Genomic DNA, 17,109 nt, shown 5'->3' with positions numbered 1-17,109 from the left:
GCGTCGGCAGGTCCCGTGCCGGTACGGCCGGTGCCGTCGGCAGCGTCGGTGCGCTCACGGGGCGCCGCCCGTCGGCCGGCACAGCGCCAGCAGGTCGGTGTGGTGGACGACCACGCGCAACTGCCCGGCCGCGCAGGCCGCGAGGCGCTCGTCCAGGTACCGGTCGGCCGGCTCCCGCAGTTCCGGGCGTTGTTCGACGGCCGCACCGACCCAGCCCCGCAGCCACTGGGCGGTGAGACCGGCCTCGTCGGGGCCGAGCCGCCAGGGGCTGGGGTGCGCCCGGACGGCGGCGCCGTGCCCGGCGAAGGCCTCGGCGGCGGCGGTGACCGCGTCCGGACCGAGCATGCCGGTACGCCGCTGGTGGTCGTTGAAGGCCGCGGTGATCTCGGCGTCCAGCGGATGTGCCGGGGTGAGGTCGACGCGTCCGGCGACGGAGAGGGTCAGCAGCGCCGGGCAACCGGCCGCGGCACAGGCGACGGCGAGGGTGCCGACCTCCTCGGCGGTGAGGACGTCGAGCAGCGCGGACGCCGTCACCAGCGCGGCGCCGGTCAGGGCCTCCGGGGTGAGGCGGGCGAGGTCGCCGCGCCGCGTCTCGACGGTGACCCGGCTGCCGTCTGCGGCGGTGCGCGGGGCGGCGACGGCGGCGAAGTGCAGCAGGTAGGGGTCACGGTCGTGCAGCACCCAGTGCTGGGCGCCGGCCAGCAGCGGGGCGAGCCAGCGCCCCATCGACCCGGTACCGCAGCCCACGTCGTGCACCACCAGCCCGTCCGCCCGCCCCGGCAGCTCGGCGAGCCTGCCTCGCAACGGGTCGAGCAGAGCGTGCGCGCGAGCGGCGGCGTCGGCGGGCTCTCGCAGCCGCAGCCACTCGGGGGCGTAGCGCGGGGGGTCGTCGGGGTGCTCGCGGGCCTTCGACTCCCCCGCCTCCCGAAGCCGCACGGTGGCCCGCTCGGCGGCAGACCGCCCATGACCGTCAGGGAGCGGCCGGGCGGAGGGCCGTCCGGAAGGGGGTGCCGTCCGCGGGGCGGTGCCGTCCGGCCTCCCGGTCGCGGGTTGGCCGGGGTCGGCCTCGGGCCGATCGGAGGGCAGGTCCGCCGGATTCTCGCCCAGGCCGTCTCCAGGGTCGGGCGCAAGCCGCTGGACGGGGCCCGCGGCGGCAGGGCGGGGCGGGCTCGCGGCGGGGGCGGCGGCGTCGGGCGCGTCCTCGGGACCGGGCTGGGCCGGGACGACGACGTCCGCGGCCGGGCCGCCGGGCTTCCTCGCGTTCATGCCGCCCTCCTCGGTTCGCCCGGCAGCCGGTGCAGTACGGCGGCCAGGCGCTGGGCCGTGCTCGCCCAGCCGTTCAGGGCGGCCCGGCGACCGCGGGCGGCGGCCTTCAACCGGCGTCGTACGTCCGCCTCGCCGAACCAGCCGCGCAGCTCCGCGGCGAGCGCGACGGGATCCTCCGGCGGGACGAGGATGCCGGGCACCCCGCCGTCGGGTGCGCGTCCGACCGCCTCCGGGAGGCCGCCGACGTCCGTGGCCAGCACGGGGATGCCGCGCGCGAGGGCCTCGGTCACCGCCATGCCGTACGTCTCGGCGTAGGAGGTGAGGACCATCAGGTCGGCGGAGGCGTAGGTGGCGTCCAGGTCGGCCCCGGCCCGCGGCCCGGCGAGCACCAGCCGCTCCTCCAGGCCGTGCCGTGCGATCAGCGACCGCAGGCGGTCGACGTACTCCGGGTCCTGGCCGAGCCCGCCGACGCACACGCAGCTCCACGGCAGGTCGGCCACGGCCGCCAGCGCCTCCACCAGCCGGTGCTGGCCCTTGCGGGGCGTGACCGCGGCGACGCACACCAGCCGGGAGACGCCGTCGGTGCCGGGCGCGAGGGGCGCGATGTCGGCGCCGGGGGCGGCGACGTGGACCCGCCCCGGGTCGAGGCCGTGGTGGGAGACGAGGCGGCGCACCGCCCAGTCGCTGGTGGCGACGACGGCCGGAACGGCACGCAGCACCGTGCGTTCCCGGGCGTCCAGCTCGGCGGCCACCGCGGGGTCGAGGCCGGTCTCGTCGCCGAGCGGGAGGTGGACGAGGACGGCCATGCGCAGCCGCTCCGCCTCCGGAAGGACGATCTCCGGCACCCCGCAGGCGACCAGGCCGTCGAGGAGGACGACCGCGCCGTCCGGCAACCGCCGCAGGACACGGGCGAGTTCGGCGCGGGCCGCGTCGTCCGGCCGGGGCCAGTCGCCGGGCACGGGCAGCCCCCGTACCCGCCAGCCGAAGCCGGGCAGGTCGAGCCGTACCCGCCGGTCGTAGGCGTTGCCGCCACTCGGCGCGGCCGGGTCGTCGACACCGCCCGGCATGACGAAGTGCACGGAGCGCAGGGACATGGGGACGATTCCCCCGTTCGTCGAAGCAGGGGTCTGGGCCCCCTCTGGCCCGGAGATCTGGGCGGGGACATAGGCGAGCCGGGCCCGCCCGGCGGGCACACCGGTCGTCGCCTCCACCGAGGTGCCGGTCACAGCGCACGCTCGTAACTCGCCCAGGCGACATGCGACTCGTGCAGCGTGACGGTGAGCCCGGCCAGGCCCCTGGCCCCCTCGCCGAGCGCGCCTTTGTGCACGCGCTCGGCGAGCCGGTCGGCGATGACCTTGGCCAGGAACTCCGTGGAGGTGTTGAGGCCCGCGAAGTCGGGTTCGTTGTCGAGGTTGCGGTAGTTCAGTGCGCCCACGACGGCCCCCAGTTCCTGGGTGGCCAGGCCGATGTCGACGACGATGTTGTCCTCGTCCAGCTGCTCGCGCCGGAAGGTGGCGTCCACCAGGAACGTCGCTCCGTGCAGGCGTTGCGCGGGCCCGAAGACGTCGCCGCGGAAGCTGTGGGCGATCATGATGTGATCGCGGACGGTGATGCTGAACAACGGACGACCCTCCAGGTGTGGCACGTCTGGTCCCCCCGCCGGTCGCTGCGCGGGTGCCGTCTATTACGGCTGGAGGCCTTCCCCTGTTCAGTGGGCCGTACGTCTTTCCTCAAGGTCGGGCGCCGGTGCCGGTCCCCTCCCGGTCGTAACGGATCCGGTGGCACAGTGCGGGGATCTCGCCGGAGGCCAGCCGCGGCATCAGGTCCGGCAGTTCGGCGAACGCGGACTCGCCGGTGACGAGCGCGTCGAGGGCCGGGTCGGCGAGCAGTTCGAGGGCGAGGGCGAGCCGGTCGGCGTAGGTGCGGGTGGCGGCGCGGGCCGGGGAGACGGTGCCGACCTGGCTGCCGCGCAGGGTCAGGCGCCGGGAGTGGAAGGCCTCGCCGAGCGGCAGGGCGACGCGCCGGTCGCCGTACCAGCTCAGTTCGACGACGGTGCCCTCGGGCCGCAGCAGCTCCAGTGACCGGGCGAGTCCCGCCTCCGTCGCGCTGGCGTGCACGACGAGATCGCGGTCGCGGGCGGCCTCGCCCGGTGCGGCGAAACCGACGCCGAGCGCGGCGGCGACCTTCGCCCGGGCCGGGTCGGCGTCGACCAACTCGACGCGGACACCCGGGAACCGGGCCAGCAGGGCGGCCACCGAGCAGCCGACCATGCCCCCGCCGACCACGGTGACCCGGTCGCCGACCAGGGGCGCCGCGTCCCACAGGGCGTTGACGGCGGTCTCGACGGTGCCGGCGAGCACGGCCCGCCCGGCGGGGACCTCCGCGGGCACGGGGGTGACGGCGGCGGCCGGGACGACGTACCGCGTCTGGTGCGGGTGGAGACAGAACACCGTACGTCCGGCAAGACGCTCCGGCCCCTCCTCCACCACCCCCACACTGAGGTAGCCGTACTTCACCGGCCCGGGGAAGTCGCCCTCCTGGAACGGCGCGCGCATGGCCGTGTACTGGTTCTCCGGCACCCGGCCGTCGAAGACCAGGGTCTCGGTACCGCGGCTGACCCCGCTGAAGAGCGCGCGCACCAGCACCTCGTCGGCGCCCGGCACCGGCAGCTCCACCTCGCGGATCGCGCCCCGGCCCGGCGCTTCGAGCCAGAACGCACGTGCCCTGCGTGTCATCTCACGTCCTCCTGAACGGTCGGGAAGCCACTGACGTACCGAGGGATGCACGAGCCGCGCACAAGGTAGCGGCGTTGATCGACTCTGTCACACGGCCGGAGGATGTTCGGTGGCCCTGAACCACACGTACGACGCGTGCGAGGCGTATGACGTCGGTGCCGCGAGGTCCGTACAGCAGGAGACGGCGGTGGGGGCGGGCGCGCAGGTCCTGCTGCTGGCGCTGCTCGGTACCGCGATCGGCATGGGCACGGCGGGCTGGCTGACCGGCCTCGTGTTCGCGTTCGCGAGCTGGGCGGTGCTCTCCCGGGCCCTGCACCGCTCCCGGTTGCGGGCGTTCGGCCCGGCCAACCGGGTCACCCTCGGCCGGGCCACCCTGGTCGGCGGGGTCACCGCCCTGGTCGCCGACTCCTTCCGCAGCGCGCCGCCGGTCTCCCTCCTCGTCGGTCTGACGGCCGTGGCCCTGGTCCTGGACGGCGTGGACGGCAAGGTCGCCCGCCGCACCGGCACGTCCACCCCGCTGGGCGCGCGCTTCGACATGGAGGTCGACGCGTTCCTGATCCTGGTGCTCAGCGTGTACGTCGCGATGGACCTGGGCCCGTGGGTGCTGCTGATCGGCGCCATGCGGTACGTGTTCGTGGCGGCGGCCCGGGTGTGGCCGTGGCTGACCGCGCCGCTGCCGCCGAGCACGGCCCGCAAGACGGTGGCCGCGCTGCAGGGCGTCCTGCTGCTCCTGGCGGGCGCGGACCTGCTGCCGCGCGGGGCGAACGCCGGGGTGGCGGCGGTGGCACTGGGCCTGCTGGTGTGGTCGTTCGGCCGGGACGTGCGGTGGCTGTGGCGGCGGTCGCGGGTACCCGCCACCGTTGCCGCGATGGTGCCTGAACTCGTGGCCCGGTGAAGTGCCTCGACTCGGTCGAAGCACGCGGTGCGGCGATCGCGTGGAGGCGTGAGGGCGACTGCCGTCGCATGCGGCGATGGCCCTGCGGTGACCGGGCACTTCTGCGTAGCCTCGCACCATGGTCTCGGACACGGTCGCCGTGGGCGTCCTCACCTTCGTAGGGACCGGGTTGGCCACGGCGGCCGGTCTGTGGCAGTGGCAGCGAGCCCGGGTCCGCGAGGCGCGGGCGGACTTCCGCGCCCAGCGGGTCGAGGCGCTGAGGGAGGTCTGGGAGGCGTTGTCCGACCTTGAGGAGGCCCAGCGTCTCTCGCTCACCCGCCGGGAGCCACCCGTCGCCGCGGAAGCGAACAGGCTGACGCAAGTCAACCTCCTCCTGCTCCGGCGTTCGCCCTTCCTCCGGCCGGACGAGCAGGAATGGGCCCAGGCGTTCGCGCAGCACCTCACAGAGATCGACGCCCTGATCCGCGCACAGGCGCACGACGGGCAGTCCGGTGAGAGCGACGCGGAGTGGTTTGTGACGACCGCGCGGCAACCCCCGTCGTCACACGTTGCCGCCGTCGCCGCACACCGGCTCTCCGAGTTGCGCCTGAAATTGGGGCACCGGTACGCCGCGATCGTGCGAGGTGACAGCGAATGACGCCGGATTCCTGAGCGCGGCGGTCTCGTGGTCGGCGCCCGGCACGAGCCGTCAGCCCGCGGTCGGCCGCCCGGGCAGCATCCCCACCGCCACCAGTGGTACGGCGGCCAGCACCAGCCACGGGACCGCGGCCGGCAGGCCGGTGTCCATCAGCAGGCCGGTCGCGGAGCTGCCGGTCAGCACGATGATCCCGGAGACCGAGGACAGTGCCCCGGTGTAGAGACCGAGCCGCCCGTCCTCGGCGAGGTCCGGCACCCAGGCGCGGGCGACGGGTGCGACGAGCATCTGCCCGAGGGTGAGCAGGACGACGAACCCGGCGGTGGGCACCAGACCGCCCGCACCCGTCCACCCCGCGGGCCGCGCGAGGCCGACCACGGCGAACCCGACGGCGATGAGCACCAGCCCCGCCACCATCGACCGGCGCGGCGCCAGACGCTCCCCCGCCCACCGGGTCACCGGCAACTGCGCGGTCACCACCAGCAGCGACGACAGCGCGAACAGCCAGGCCAGCGGCGCCTGCGAACCGGCGGCCCGCTCCACCTCCGCGGGCAGGGCCAGGTAGAGCTGGTTGTAGGCGAGGAGGTAGGCGCCGTAGGCGCAGCACAGGGCGAGGAAGCGCCGGTTGCGCAGCACGAGCCGCGCCCCACCCCGCATCCGCACCTGGGTCCGTCCGGGTACGCGCTGCGGCAGCAGCCACGCGTGCCCGACGAGGACCAGCACGAAGACCCCGGCCCCGGCGAGGCAGGCCGTACGGAAGTCGACGGCGAGCAGCAGCGCCCCGAGCAGCGGCCCGCCGAAGGCACCGGCCTGCCCGGCGACGGTGAACAGCGCGAGCACCCGCGTCCGGTCCCCGCCCCCTTCCTTCTCCCACACGACGGCCTGCCGGGCGATCTCGGACTCGACGGCCGGCGAGAAGAGCGCGGCGGCGAACCCGATCAGCAGTACGGCGCCGACGACGGCCCAGGTCCGCTCGGCGAAGCCGAGCCAGGCGAACCCGGCGATCCGCAGTACGCATCCGGCGAGCACGACGGGCCGGATGCCGTACCGGTCGGTGAGCGCGCCGCCGACCACGAACAGCCCCTGCTGGCTGAAGGTCCGCAGCCCGAGCACGAACCCGACCAGCCATCCCGCCATGCCGACGGACTGCCCCAGGTGCTCGGAGAGGAAGGGCAGCACGGCGAAGAAGCCGATGTTGAAGGCGAGTTGGGTGAGGATGAGCAGCCGGAGCAGCGGGGAGAGTGTGGCGAGCGGGGCGGTACGGCGGCCGGATGCCCGCGCGGATCGCCCGGTGGACGCGAAGGTCATGTCACCGTGCTCCGGCCGGTTCCGACTTCCGCCGCCGCCATGGACCGCCGTTCGGCCCCGGTGTCCTTGCCGACCCCGTCGACGGTGGGTGCGGCACGCCGCCGGGACGGCCGCCGCAGTCCGCCCGCGGCGCTGACGGCCAGCGCGCCGAGCAGGGCGAGTACGGCGGCCGGGGCGAGTACGGCCCAGGGTGCGCGCTCGGCGTAGGGCTGGTTCTCGGCGAGGAGCAGGCCCCACTCGGGGGACGGCGGCTGGGCGCCGAGGCCGAGAAAACCGAGCGAGGCGAGCGCGAGAGCGACACCGGGCAGCCGCAGCAGGGCGTGCCTGAGGACCGGCGGCACCACGGCGGGCAGCAGCTCGTACCGCAGCAGGTGGACCCGCCCCGCGCCCAGCCCCTGGGTGGCGGTGATGTGCAGCGTGGCGCGCTCCTGGCGCAGCAGGGAGGCGGTGTGCGCGGCGAGCGGCGCCCAGGCGACGGCGCCCACGGCGAGCGCGGGGGTGGCCGCTCCGCTCCCGGCGACGGCGGTGACGAGCAGCGCGACGAGCACCGGCGGTACGGCGTTGACCGTGTCGACGAGCGGCGCGGAGACCCGGGGCACGAGACCGAGCAGTACGCCCGCGAGCAGGGCGGCGGCGCTGATGGCGGCGGCGAGGAGCAGCGTGTCCAGCGCCCCGTGGCCGACGCGGGCGAGCAGGTCGCGCCCGAGGGCGTCGGTGCCGAAGGGGTGGTCGAGGGAGGGTGCTCGCAGCCGCCGACCCGTGTCGAGGGCGAGCGGATCACGGGCCAGCCCGGTCCCGACGACGGCGAGCAGGAGGGCGCCGTAGAGGAGCGGCAGCAGTCCGCCGGCGGGTGGAGCGGGCCGGTGCAGCGAGGACAGGGCGCCGTCGCGCAGCGCGGGCCCGGTGAGCAGCCGGGCGGCGACGCGGGTGGTGCCGGTCGCGAGCGCGGCGAGCAGGACGAGGGCGAGGGTGCCGGCCTGGAGGACGGGGAGGTCCTGTGCGAGGGCGGCCTGGAGGGTGGTGCGCCCGAGCCCGGGGATGTCGAAGACCTGCTCGACGGCGACGGCCCCGCCCGTCAGCCCGACGACGAACAGTCCGAGGTTGGGCAGCAGCGCGGGCACGCAGCGCCGTACGGCCTGGCGGGCGATGGACCGCCCGGTGAGGCCACGGGCGGCGGCGGCCAGCGCCCAGGGCTCGCCGAAGGCGCCGGGCAGCAGGTCGTCGAGCAGCCGCCCGAGCACGGCCCCCGCGGGCAGCCCGAGCGCGAGCGCGGGCAGCACGGTCCACTGGGGCCCGTACCACCCCAGCGCGGGCAGCCAGCCCAGCTGTACCCCGACGACGGTGGCGAGCACGGAGGCGACGAGGAACTCGGGCAGTGCGGCGAGCACGGCGGACCCGCTGCCGCCGCCGCGCCGCCCGCCGAGCCGCCGCCGGGCGCCCAGGCGCAGGGTGCGCGCGCAGATCGTCCCGGCGACGAGGACGGCGACGAGCAGCGCGACGGCCATGAGCAGCAGCGAGGCACCGAGCGCCCGGAGCACGCCGGGCAGGACGTCGGCCCCGGAGATCCACGACTGGCCGGCGTCCCCGCGCAGGAGTCCGCCCAGCCAGCCGGTGAGGACGTGCAGGGGCCCGCCGTCGATCCCGAGCTGCCGTCGGATGTCGGCGAGCACCTCGGGCGTGGGCTCGCGCTCGGCGGACCGCGCCTTGAGCACGGTGTGCGCGGGGTCCGTGCGGGTGAGCCAGGGCAGCAGCCCGACCCCGCACACGAGCCCGCCCGCGAGCAAGACCCGCCACACCAGGATGGCCACCCGCTGCCGCACGGTTCAGCGCCGGGTGCCGGTGCCGACGAGGGTGCGCTCGTACGGGTCGAGGATCACGCCCTGCACGGAGTCGGCGACGCCGGTGATGATGCGCTGGTGCACGAGCGGCACGACGGCGTCGCTGCCGAGGACGCGGGCCTCGGCCGCCATGGCTGCGTCCTGTCGCTTCGCGGTGTCGGCGATCTTCTCGGCGTCGGCGACGGCGCGGTCGACGCCCTTGTCGCACAGCTGGGCGATGTTGAAGCCGCCGTCGCAGGTGTAGTCGCTGGCGAGGACGGCGACGGGGTCACCGGTGTCGAGGAGCGTGTTCCGGGCGAGCACGAAGGCGTCGAACTTCCCGTCGAGGGCGTCGCCTTCGAGCCGCGAGTACTCCCGCACCGTGAGCTTGACCTTGAACCCGGCCTTCTCCAGCTGCTGCTTGACCACCTGGGCGACCTCGGGCAGTTCGGGCCGGTTGTCGTAGGTGGCGAGGTTGACGGTGGCGCCACCGGCCTTCTTGGCCGCCGCCCGCCCGACCGGCTTGCTCCGCTTCCCCTCCGCCCAGGTGACGGCAGGTCCGTAGATCCCGGCGGCCGGGTCGGCGTACCCCTCGTACACGTCCTTGGCGAACACGGACGTGTCGAGGGCACCCCGGGCGGCGGCCCGCAGTCCGGCGTCCTCGAAGGGCCCGGAGGAGGCGTTGAGGAGCAGGCTGGTGGTCCGGGTGGTGGCGGTGTCGCGCCGGGTCTTCTCGTCGAGCGACGCCGCCTGGGCGACGGGGACGGCCTCGGCGATGTCCAGTTCCCCGGTCCGCAGGGCGTTGGCGCGGGCGGTGCCGTCGGCGATGAAGCGCGCGTCGATGCCGGAGGCCTGCGCGCGACCGCCCCAGTAGTCGTCGAACCGGTCGAGGGAGGCGGAGGTGGCGCCGTTGACCTTGGTCAGTTCGAAGGGCCCGGTGGCGTGGCCGACGGGGTCGACGCGGTCGCCCTTCGCGTACGCGCCCTTGGAGAGGATCGCGAGGCTGGGGCTGGAGAGCCGCAGCGGCAGTACGGGGTCGGGCTCGGCGGTGGTGATCCGGACGACCCGGTCGCCGCTCGCCGCGGCACTGAGGGTGACACCGGCGAGAGCGGCGGGGGCCGGCTCGGCGTCGGTGGCGCGCTCGAGGGAGTCGGCGACGGAGGCGGGGGTCACGTCGCCGCCGTCCTGGAAGGTGGCGTCGCGGAGGGTGAACTCCCAGGTCTTCTCCCCGTCCCGGCGCCAGGACTCGGCGAGCGCGGGCGCGGCGGAGCCGTTGGCGTCCAGGGCGGTGAGGCCCTCGGTGACGCCGAGGCGGCTGAGCAGGGTGGCGTCGGCGCCGTACGGGGACAGGTTCTCGGCGGGCGGGAAGGCGAGGGCGACGCGGAGACGGGCGCCATCACCGTCCTTGCCGCCGCCGGACCCGGAGTCGTCACCGCCGCCGGAGGCGAAGCAGCTCGATATGAGCGGGATCAGCAGGAGCGGGGCGAGCAGCCGGGGGCGGCGGTGGGAGCGCATGGTCCTCGGATCGATCAGGTGCGGGGCGGGCGGACGGACACGGGGCGAACGGGAGCCTACATGGAAACGATTTTCACGCCTACCTCATCCCAGCGGAACGTCGAAGTGCACGATCCCCTGCCCGCCGCCCGCGTCCTCCCGCTCGTCGTGCACGACCTTGGCCAACGACCGCCAGAAGGGCTCGGCCCCGGTGACGGCGGGATCGGTGTGCAGGTAGACGGCCCGGTATCCCCCGTCGGCGACGGCGAACGCCAGCAACTCGTCGACAAGTCGACGCGCGAGCCCACGCCGCCGGTGCTCGGGCCGGACGTACACCCGCCGCAGCTGCGCGGTCACACCGGAGGGGTACCGCTCGGCGACGTGCGCGGGGTTCGGCGGGTGCGCGGGGCCGCGGGAGTCGAGCGCACCGGTGGCGACGACCTCGCCGTCCGCGTCGACGGCGACGAGGAGGGTGTGCCGGGCGGGGGTGACGTACGCCCCGGCCAGGTCGATGACATCGGCGTGCCACCGCGGGACGTACCCGGTACCGAAGTCCCGGTAGACGGTGTCGAGCATGACGGCTCGGGCGGCGTCCAGGTCGGTGAGTGCTGCCGGGCGGATGGTGTAGTCGTTGATGCGCACTTGCACATCGTACGCATTAGCGTCTCCATGCTGGTCAACCGGGGGATGGGCAGCTTCGCCGTGCGAAAGCCACGGCGCCGGTCCCCCGCGCCAGGCTAAAGTTGCGCGTCAAGGGGAGGGCAGAACGGTCGTTGTACCGCTCGCCGAATCAACACGCGGACACGGTGGCAGGGGCAGTCACACGCCCGCGGCCCAGCCGGTCGCGGAACAGCCTGGGGGATGCGCCATGACGGACGCGCCGAAGCACACCGTCCACTCCGACACCGACTCGGACGGGTCCGACGAGGCCGCCGACCGGAAGGTCGTCGAGCAGGAGCAGGCCGCGATCAGGGATTTCGTCAAAGGGCTGAGCGGGGACGACATCAAGTCGGGCAACTGGTTCACCAAGCTGGCTGCTCACGCCATGAACACGTACACCGAGAAGGTCGACTGGCAGTACTTCCAGAACCGGTACGCGGGTGTGCCCGCGGACGCCGTCGTGGACCAGCGGATCAAGATGGCGGCCCGATACGCCGCGCTAGAAGGCGGGCTCTCCGCCGGCGCCTACACGGCGGCCGTCGCCGCCACCATCGGAAGCCTCGGGGGTGCCTCCCCGGCGACGGTCCCCGCGGCCGTGGCGACCGTGACGGTCGACGTCGCGTTCATCACCCAGCTCCAGCTCCGCCTGGCCTACGACATCTCCGTGCTCTACCGGGTCCCGCTCGACGTGCACGACCCCGACGACCTGTGGAAGCTCATCCGCGTCGCCCTCACCATCAAGAGCGGAGAAGCGGCCAACAAGACCGTGTCCAAAGCGGTCCCGCTCGTGGTGCGACCGTTGGTCAAGCGCTTCTACTCAGGATCGACACTCGCCGCCGGGAGGGCGCTGCCCGTCGTCGGAAAGCACCTCCTGCAACGCAACATCATCAAGATCGGCATCCCCCTGATCGGCGTCCCCCTCTCCGTCCTGCTGAACCGCTACACCACGCTCGTCGCCGGCCGGCACGCGCGGGCCGTCTTCCGCAACGAGGCGCGGGTGATCGAACTCGCCGAAGGGATCAGCGAGCGCAGTCGGCACCCGCAGCTGATGCTGTGGGTCGCGTGGCTCGTCATCAGGGCGAACCCGAAAGCCGGAATCGCCGACGACGAGGCGCTGCTGATGCGGCACCTGGTGAGGCTGGTCCGGGAACGGCACGAGGTGGTCGACGAGCGGCTCGCGCAGGTCGTCGACATCGACCCGGCCATGGTGTGGAAGCGTGTGGACGCCGAGCCGGGTGATCTCGACGACGTCCTCGACGCGGCGGAGCGGGTGGCCACTGTGGACGGTGACGTGGACTCCCGCGAGAAGGCGATCCTCGCAGAGCTTCGGGAGCACTGCAGTCGGGACTGAGCCCGTCACCCGGCAGCATGTGCCCCGGGGCGGCCCGTTCCCCCGGTGCTCAGGGAGAGCGCAGCCAGTCCAGTCTCTCCTCGGCGGCCCGCAGACGGGGGTGCCCGGGCCCGTACAGACGGCGGTAGTCGTGTACGCAGCGCTCGAGCAGTTCGGTGGCCTCCGCGTGGTGGCCGGCGTCGATCAGGACGTTGGCGAGGTTGTCCCGGGTGGCGACGGTGATCGGATGGTCGTCTCCCTGGAGTGCGACGCGCCCGTTCAGGATCGCGCGCAGGATGGGCACGGCTTCCTCGTAGCGCTCCTGGGCGTGCAGGACGGCGGCGAGATTGTTGCGCGCGGTGAAGGCGGTCTCGTGGTCCGGCCCCACCGTCGCCTCCGTCGACCGTACGACGGCGCGGATGTGCTCTTCTGCCTCGGCATGGCGGTCCAGGCGGACCAGGACGGCGCCCAGGTTGCTGCGGGCCGCGATCGTCTTCTCGTGGTCGCGCCCGTAGCGGTCTTCCAGTCGGGGCACGAGGGCGCGCAGGACGCGCTCTGCCTCCTCGTGACGGCCGCACTTGAGCAGGGAAGCGGCGTGCGCGTTGGTGGCGGACAGGACGTCGGGGTGATCACGGCCGAGTTGCCGGATGCGGCGTTCGAGGACGTCCCTCGCCAGTGGCTCCGCTTCGGGGGCCCGGCCGAGGTCCTCCAGGACCGCCGCGAGCCGGGTGGCGCTGCGAAGGGCGTCGGGGTGGTCGCGGCCGAGTGTCTCCGCCTGGGCGCGGAAGGTGTCCCGCCACGCCGTCTCGGCGAGGCCCAGTTGACCGGTGGTGTGGAGCGCGTCGGCCAACTCGGCGGAGGCGCGCAGGGTTTCCTCGTGGCGGTCGCCGAGCGTGGTCCACCGGGTGCGGGCCACGTGCTGGAAGAGCTCGACGGCCTCTTCGCCCCGCCCGGGGAGGGACACCAGGACCTGGGCGAGTTCGCGGATGGCGGTGAGGGCGTCCGGGTGCTCGGGGCCCAGGGTGTCGATGGCGGACCGGGCCCGCATGGTGTGGATCTCCTCGGCGGAGATCTTCACGCGGGCGATCTCGTGCTCCGGCCGGCCTTCTGTGACCTCCGTGATGGTGATGTGTCCCCCGGTCAGTCGTCGCGCGTTGCCGGGACCGCCCGCGGGCGGCTGTGCGTTCGGGTCCGACGGCGGCTGTGCGCCGACGCCCTCGTCGTCTTCCGCGGCTCGTCGCCGCCACCATCGGGTCATCGTGACCGCCTCCTCGTAGCTTCCGGTCTCCTCGTGGCCGTCGGTGCCGTCAGGCGCCCGCGTGCACGTGTGCCGCCCACAGGCTGGGACTGGCGGCGAAGGTGGCGCGGCACCCGAGGACCGCCTGGTGCAGGGCGTGGGCCGTCCTCGTGTCGTCCAGCTCCGGAGCGCCGCCGGTTCCTTCGACGCACAGCTCCCGGTAGAGGAGGCGGGTGACGCGGACGGCCACCGCGTCGTGCACCGGCCAGAGCGTTCCGACGGCGTTGGCGTACCCCGCGAGCTGGAAGGCGGAGGTGATGTGGATGGACTCGTCGGCCAGTTCCCCGCCGCCCCGCGCCGTCTCGCACGCGGACATCACCGCGAGCCGTGCCGCCGGCAGCTCCAGGTGGGAGATCGCCCGGACCGTCAGCGGGCGGGTGGCGTGGTCGTGCACCAGGAGCCGGCCGTTCGAGGGGGCGGCGGGCTCGCTGACGCCGTGGCAGGCGAAGTGCACGCACGGGTGACGAGGCAGGGCGTCCATCACCTGTTCGAAGGTGGCACGCTCATCGGACAGTACCTCGGTGGGCAGGAGTCCGCGCAGGACCTCCACCTCGCGCCGAGCGCCGCCGAGCGGCCGGGCACCGGGCGTGTCGGGAAGCGCCACGGCGAGCACCGGACCGTGCGGTCGGGGGGCGGCGGCCCGGGCCCGGGCGTATGCGAGAGCGGCGACGGTCGGCGTGTAGGAGGACACCACCCGGTCCAGTACCGTCCGTGGTTCCGGCGCGCCCACCGCCGGGGCGGGTGCGGTCCCGCCGTCCGGTACGGCGCCGGGGGTGGCGTCGTGGTGACCCGCGGCGTGCAGGGGCAGCGAGGCCAGTGCGCCTCCCGGAGACCACCACAACCGCTGCCACTCACCGTCGGGCGTGGGTCCGTGCACCCCGAGTCGGTGGAGCACGGGTCCGGTGACGTGGTCCCACGTCCAGGCCAGTACCTCGCCGACGGTCTGCTGGGCCGCCCGGTCGCGGGCGGGGTCGGCCGCGTCGGCGAGCGCCCGTTCGAGGCGGTCCGCCTGTTCGCCGACGGCCTGCGGGGTGGCGTACGGCAGTGGGACGAGGAGGACTTCGCCGTTCCGCAGCACGAGGGCGTCGCTGCGGAACTCGCTGCAGTAGGCGAGCACCACCGGGCCCTGGTCGGCGCAGTCCAGCACCACCTCCATGTTCGGCGGGCCGAGGAAGTCGGAGAAGCCGGGCCGGGTGCGGATCTCGGCCACCAGGTGCTCCAGCTCGGCTGCGAGGGCGTGCCGCCGGTCGGTGTCGGACGGCCGCCCGCCCTGGGCGGCGTCCGCGGTGTCCGCGGCCTCGAGCGCGTCGAGCCTTCTCCGCAGGCGGGAGAAGCGGTCGGCGAGGCCCGGGTGGGCACCGCGCAGCCGTCCGAGCCCGTCGCGGGTGGCCATGGCCCGGCTCAGCAGGACGCCCCGGCCCTGCTCCAGCAGCAGCACCGCGTGCTCCGGCCGGCCGGCGTTGACCGCGCAGGCGGCGGCTTCGGCGGCCAGCCCCCGCACCCGGGACAGGCCGCGTTCCTGGTCGCCGCGGAGCAGTCGGCCGGACGCGGCGAACGGCAGGAGTCCGAGGGCGAGTTCGTAGCCCGGCAGGGCGTCGTCCCATCGGCGGTCGTCCGCGGCGGCGGCGCCCCATTCCCAGGCCGCGAGGACCCGTTCGTAGGCGGGCAGGGATCTGGTCCGGGCAGCCTGGCGGTAGGCGTCCTCGGCGGCACGGAGTACTCCCGGGTCACCGTCCCGGTGATGCAGGGCGCGCAGCGCGTCGCCGTACGACTTCAGATAGGTGCCGTGGGTCGCGGTGCCCTCGGCGACGGCCCACACGGCGCGGCCCAGTTCGCTGACGGCCTGTTCCAGCTCGCCGGGCTCGCCGGTGGCGTGGTGTCTGGTGAGCCGGGCGGAGCCGAGGTTGGAGAGAATCACCGCGAGCGCCGGGTCGCCGTAGGGCACCCCTCGGGCGGCTTCCTCCAGCAGGTCGACGGCCTCGTCGAGGTCTGCCACGTCAGTGGTGGACGTGAACCGGGCCCGCAGGGCGTTGGCGAGGTGGTTCAGCCGGTCGGCGCGCGGCCCACCGGCCGCGGGCACCAGGGCCAGTGCCTGACGGGCGACGTCGATCGCCTCGTCGGCGGCCGTGGTGTCGCCGGTCACGCCGTGCCAGCTCTGCAGGACCACCCCCAGATTGCCGAGCAGTACGGCCTGGAGAACCCGGGGGTTCCGTGATGCGTGGAGCGCTTCCCTGGCCAGTCGGGCGGCTTCCCGCAGTGAGGCCAGATCGTCGGTCTGGACAGAGCGCTCGCGCAGGGTGACGGCGAGGTTGGCCAGGGTCCCGGCGTACGCGTCCGTGCCGGGCTCCTCCTCGGCGAGGGCGGTGCGCAGGGTGGTGACGGCCTCGTCCAGCAGGGCCGGGTCACCGGTCCTCTGGGCCAGCCTGTGCAGGGTGTTCCCGAGGCTGTTCAGCCTTCTGGCGCGTTGCGGGGTGCCGGGGCGGAAGAGGGGCAGGGCCTCGCGCAACAGCGCCGCGGACTCCTCCAGCAGCGCCTGCTCGTCGGTGTCCTCGGCGGCCATGCGCAGGGCGACGCCGAGACCGGCGAGCAGTTCGGCGCGCTCCGGGCGTCCTGGCGGGCATTCGGCCAGGGCCATGCGGTGGATCCGCAGCATCTCCTCGCGATGGGCCTCCTCAGGGACGTGCTCGTGCCGCTCGCGCAGGGCCTGGGTGAGGTTGCGCAGGACGAGCAGGCGGGCCGGCCCACCCGGGGGGACGGCTTCCAGTGCGGTGCGCCACAGGTCGAGGGCCTCGCTCAGGGCGCTGACGTCTCCCTCGGACACATACGCGTCGTGGCGCATCGAGGCGAGATTGCTCAGGTAGCCGGGCCGGTCCTCCGACTCGGCCGGCAGCGCGTGCAGCGCGCGCCGTTGGGCGTCCGTCGCGCGCAGGAGATCCGAGGGTGCGGGGGCGGCCGAGTGCGCGGGCCGGGTTTGCGGGGCGGGGGGTTCCTCCCGGGCCGTGGCGCGCTCGAGGGTGATCTTGTGCCGTGTGTGCAGCACCTCCGCGAGGGCGCCGAGCGACTGCGCCACGGTCTCGGCCTCTTGAGGGAGGCGGGCGGCCCGCTCGAACGTGTCGGCGGCTCGGTCGAGGTCGTCGGGCCGCCCGAACAGCGCGAACCTCTGCTGGTACGCGAGTCCCAGGAGCCGTACGTCCTGCGGGCGAACCGGTTCGCACGCCGCCCGTTCACGGCCCAGGTCGACCAGTGCCTCCAGGTCGTCCGGGTGCCCCAGCCGTTGGTAACGAGTCTGGAGGGCGACCATCAGGTTGGCGGCGACCCGGGCGGGACTCCGTCCCGGGTCGGGCGCCGCCGCGGTGAGCAACTGCTGGTAGAGCGCGATCGCCTGGTCGAGGGCCTGCCGGTCGCCCGTCCTGAGGTGGTGGGACAGCAGCCGGTCGGCGCGCGATTCCTCGTCCTGTCCGTCCGCCGCTCGAGCGCGGCCCGCGTCGAACACGCCCACCCCCCGGTGTCACACCGCCCGGCCGAGGTCTCTCGGCGCTGCGCGGCCCATGCTCACGATAGCGAACGTGGCCGTGGATGCGACGGCGTACGGCGAACCGCCTCGGGCAGCCGGCCGGCTGAGGAACCTGCCGTACAACTGACGGGAGCCGGACAACGGGTGGCAGGCGACAGC

13 protein-coding genes are annotated in these 17,109 nt (G+C 74.5%); 3 read left to right on the top strand and 10 right to left on the bottom strand.

The window, feature by feature from the left end; translation table 11 throughout:
- Positions 1 to 54 precede the first annotated feature (54 nt).
- From ACGH52_RS32875 to ACGH52_RS32860, 4 genes are all read right to left on the bottom strand, one after another.
- Positions 55 to 1,266 carry a hypothetical protein gene (locus ACGH52_RS32875; RefSeq protein ID WP_399944658.1) on the bottom strand — a complete coding sequence of 404 codons (1,212 nt, stop codon included), beginning with the start codon at positions 1,264 to 1,266 and terminating at the stop codon, positions 55 to 57.
- Positions 1,263 to 2,492, bottom strand: a complete 1,230-nt coding sequence (locus ACGH52_RS32870; RefSeq protein WP_399944655.1) for a glycosyltransferase family 4 protein — start codon at positions 2,490 to 2,492, stop codon at positions 1,263 to 1,265. Before ACGH52_RS32870 ends, ACGH52_RS32875 begins: the two co-directional genes overlap by 4 nt.
- A complete protein-coding gene (locus ACGH52_RS32865) occupies positions 2,489 to 2,887 on the bottom strand; it encodes a 6-carboxytetrahydropterin synthase (RefSeq protein WP_076977306.1) in 399 nt (132 codons plus the stop codon). Before ACGH52_RS32865 ends, ACGH52_RS32870 begins: the two co-directional genes overlap by 4 nt.
- Before the next feature lie 109 nt (positions 2,888 to 2,996).
- Complete coding sequence (locus ACGH52_RS32860; RefSeq protein WP_193777451.1) at positions 2,997 to 4,001, bottom strand: zinc-binding alcohol dehydrogenase; 1,005 nt, start codon at positions 3,999 to 4,001, stop codon at positions 2,997 to 2,999.
- A 109-nt stretch (positions 4,002 to 4,110) separates the two neighbouring features.
- Here ACGH52_RS32860 and ACGH52_RS32855 point away from each other — a divergent pair, with 109 nt between their 5' ends.
- Complete coding sequence (locus ACGH52_RS32855; protein WP_076977304.1) at positions 4,111 to 4,896, top strand: CDP-alcohol phosphatidyltransferase family protein; 786 nt, start codon at positions 4,111 to 4,113, stop codon at positions 4,894 to 4,896.
- Between the two features lie 118 nt (positions 4,897 to 5,014).
- Positions 5,015 to 5,533, top strand: a complete 519-nt coding sequence (locus ACGH52_RS32850) for a hypothetical protein (RefSeq protein WP_121701029.1) — start codon at positions 5,015 to 5,017, stop codon at positions 5,531 to 5,533.
- Between the two features lie 51 nt (positions 5,534 to 5,584).
- On the opposite strand, the gene ACGH52_RS32845 is transcribed toward ACGH52_RS32850, so the two are convergent.
- The 4 genes from ACGH52_RS32845 to ACGH52_RS32830 all read right to left on the bottom strand — a co-directional run bounded on the left by ACGH52_RS32845 (position 5,585) and on the right by ACGH52_RS32830 (position 10,791).
- Complete coding sequence (locus tag ACGH52_RS32845) at positions 5,585 to 6,838, bottom strand: MDR family MFS transporter (RefSeq protein ID WP_399944650.1); 1,254 nt, start codon at positions 6,836 to 6,838, stop codon at positions 5,585 to 5,587.
- Positions 6,835 to 8,646, bottom strand: coding sequence for an ABC transporter permease subunit (locus ACGH52_RS32840; RefSeq protein WP_399944647.1), 1,812 nt, complete (start codon positions 8,644 to 8,646; stop codon positions 6,835 to 6,837). The genes ACGH52_RS32845 and ACGH52_RS32840 overlap by 4 nt, the downstream gene beginning before the upstream one ends.
- Before the next feature lie 15 nt (positions 8,647 to 8,661).
- On the bottom strand, positions 8,662 to 10,170 hold the full coding sequence (locus tag ACGH52_RS32835) for an ABC transporter substrate-binding protein (RefSeq protein ID WP_399944644.1): 1,509 nt from the start codon (positions 10,168 to 10,170) through the stop codon (positions 8,662 to 8,664).
- A gap of 84 nt (positions 10,171 to 10,254) precedes the next feature.
- Positions 10,255 to 10,791 carry a GNAT family N-acetyltransferase gene (locus ACGH52_RS32830; protein WP_399944641.1) on the bottom strand — a complete coding sequence of 179 codons (537 nt, stop codon included), beginning with the start codon at positions 10,789 to 10,791 and terminating at the stop codon, positions 10,255 to 10,257.
- Positions 10,792 to 11,017: 226 nt separating this feature from the next.
- On the opposite strand from ACGH52_RS32830, the gene ACGH52_RS32825 reads away from it, so the two are divergent.
- Complete coding sequence (locus ACGH52_RS32825) at positions 11,018 to 12,160, top strand: hypothetical protein (protein ID WP_210977037.1); 1,143 nt, start codon at positions 11,018 to 11,020, stop codon at positions 12,158 to 12,160.
- A gap of 49 nt (positions 12,161 to 12,209) precedes the next feature.
- Here ACGH52_RS32825 and ACGH52_RS32820 read toward each other — a convergent pair whose 3' ends face one another.
- Both ACGH52_RS32820 and ACGH52_RS32815 read right to left on the bottom strand, forming a co-directional pair.
- Complete coding sequence (locus ACGH52_RS32820; RefSeq protein WP_399944637.1) at positions 12,210 to 13,397, bottom strand: tetratricopeptide repeat protein; 1,188 nt, start codon at positions 13,395 to 13,397, stop codon at positions 12,210 to 12,212.
- Between the two features lie 49 nt (positions 13,398 to 13,446).
- Complete coding sequence (locus ACGH52_RS32815) at positions 13,447 to 16,929, bottom strand: CHAT domain-containing protein (protein ID WP_399944634.1); 3,483 nt, start codon at positions 16,927 to 16,929, stop codon at positions 13,447 to 13,449.
- Positions 16,930 to 17,109 lie beyond the last annotated feature (180 nt).

It is taken from the genome of Streptomyces sp. BBFR25 (genome assembly GCF_044590125.1).
GTDB lineage: Bacteria > Actinomycetota > Actinomycetes > Streptomycetales > Streptomycetaceae > Streptomyces > Streptomyces canus_D.
Note: the sequence above shows the minus strand (reverse complement) of the source record. Positions and strands in the feature narration are given on the sequence as shown.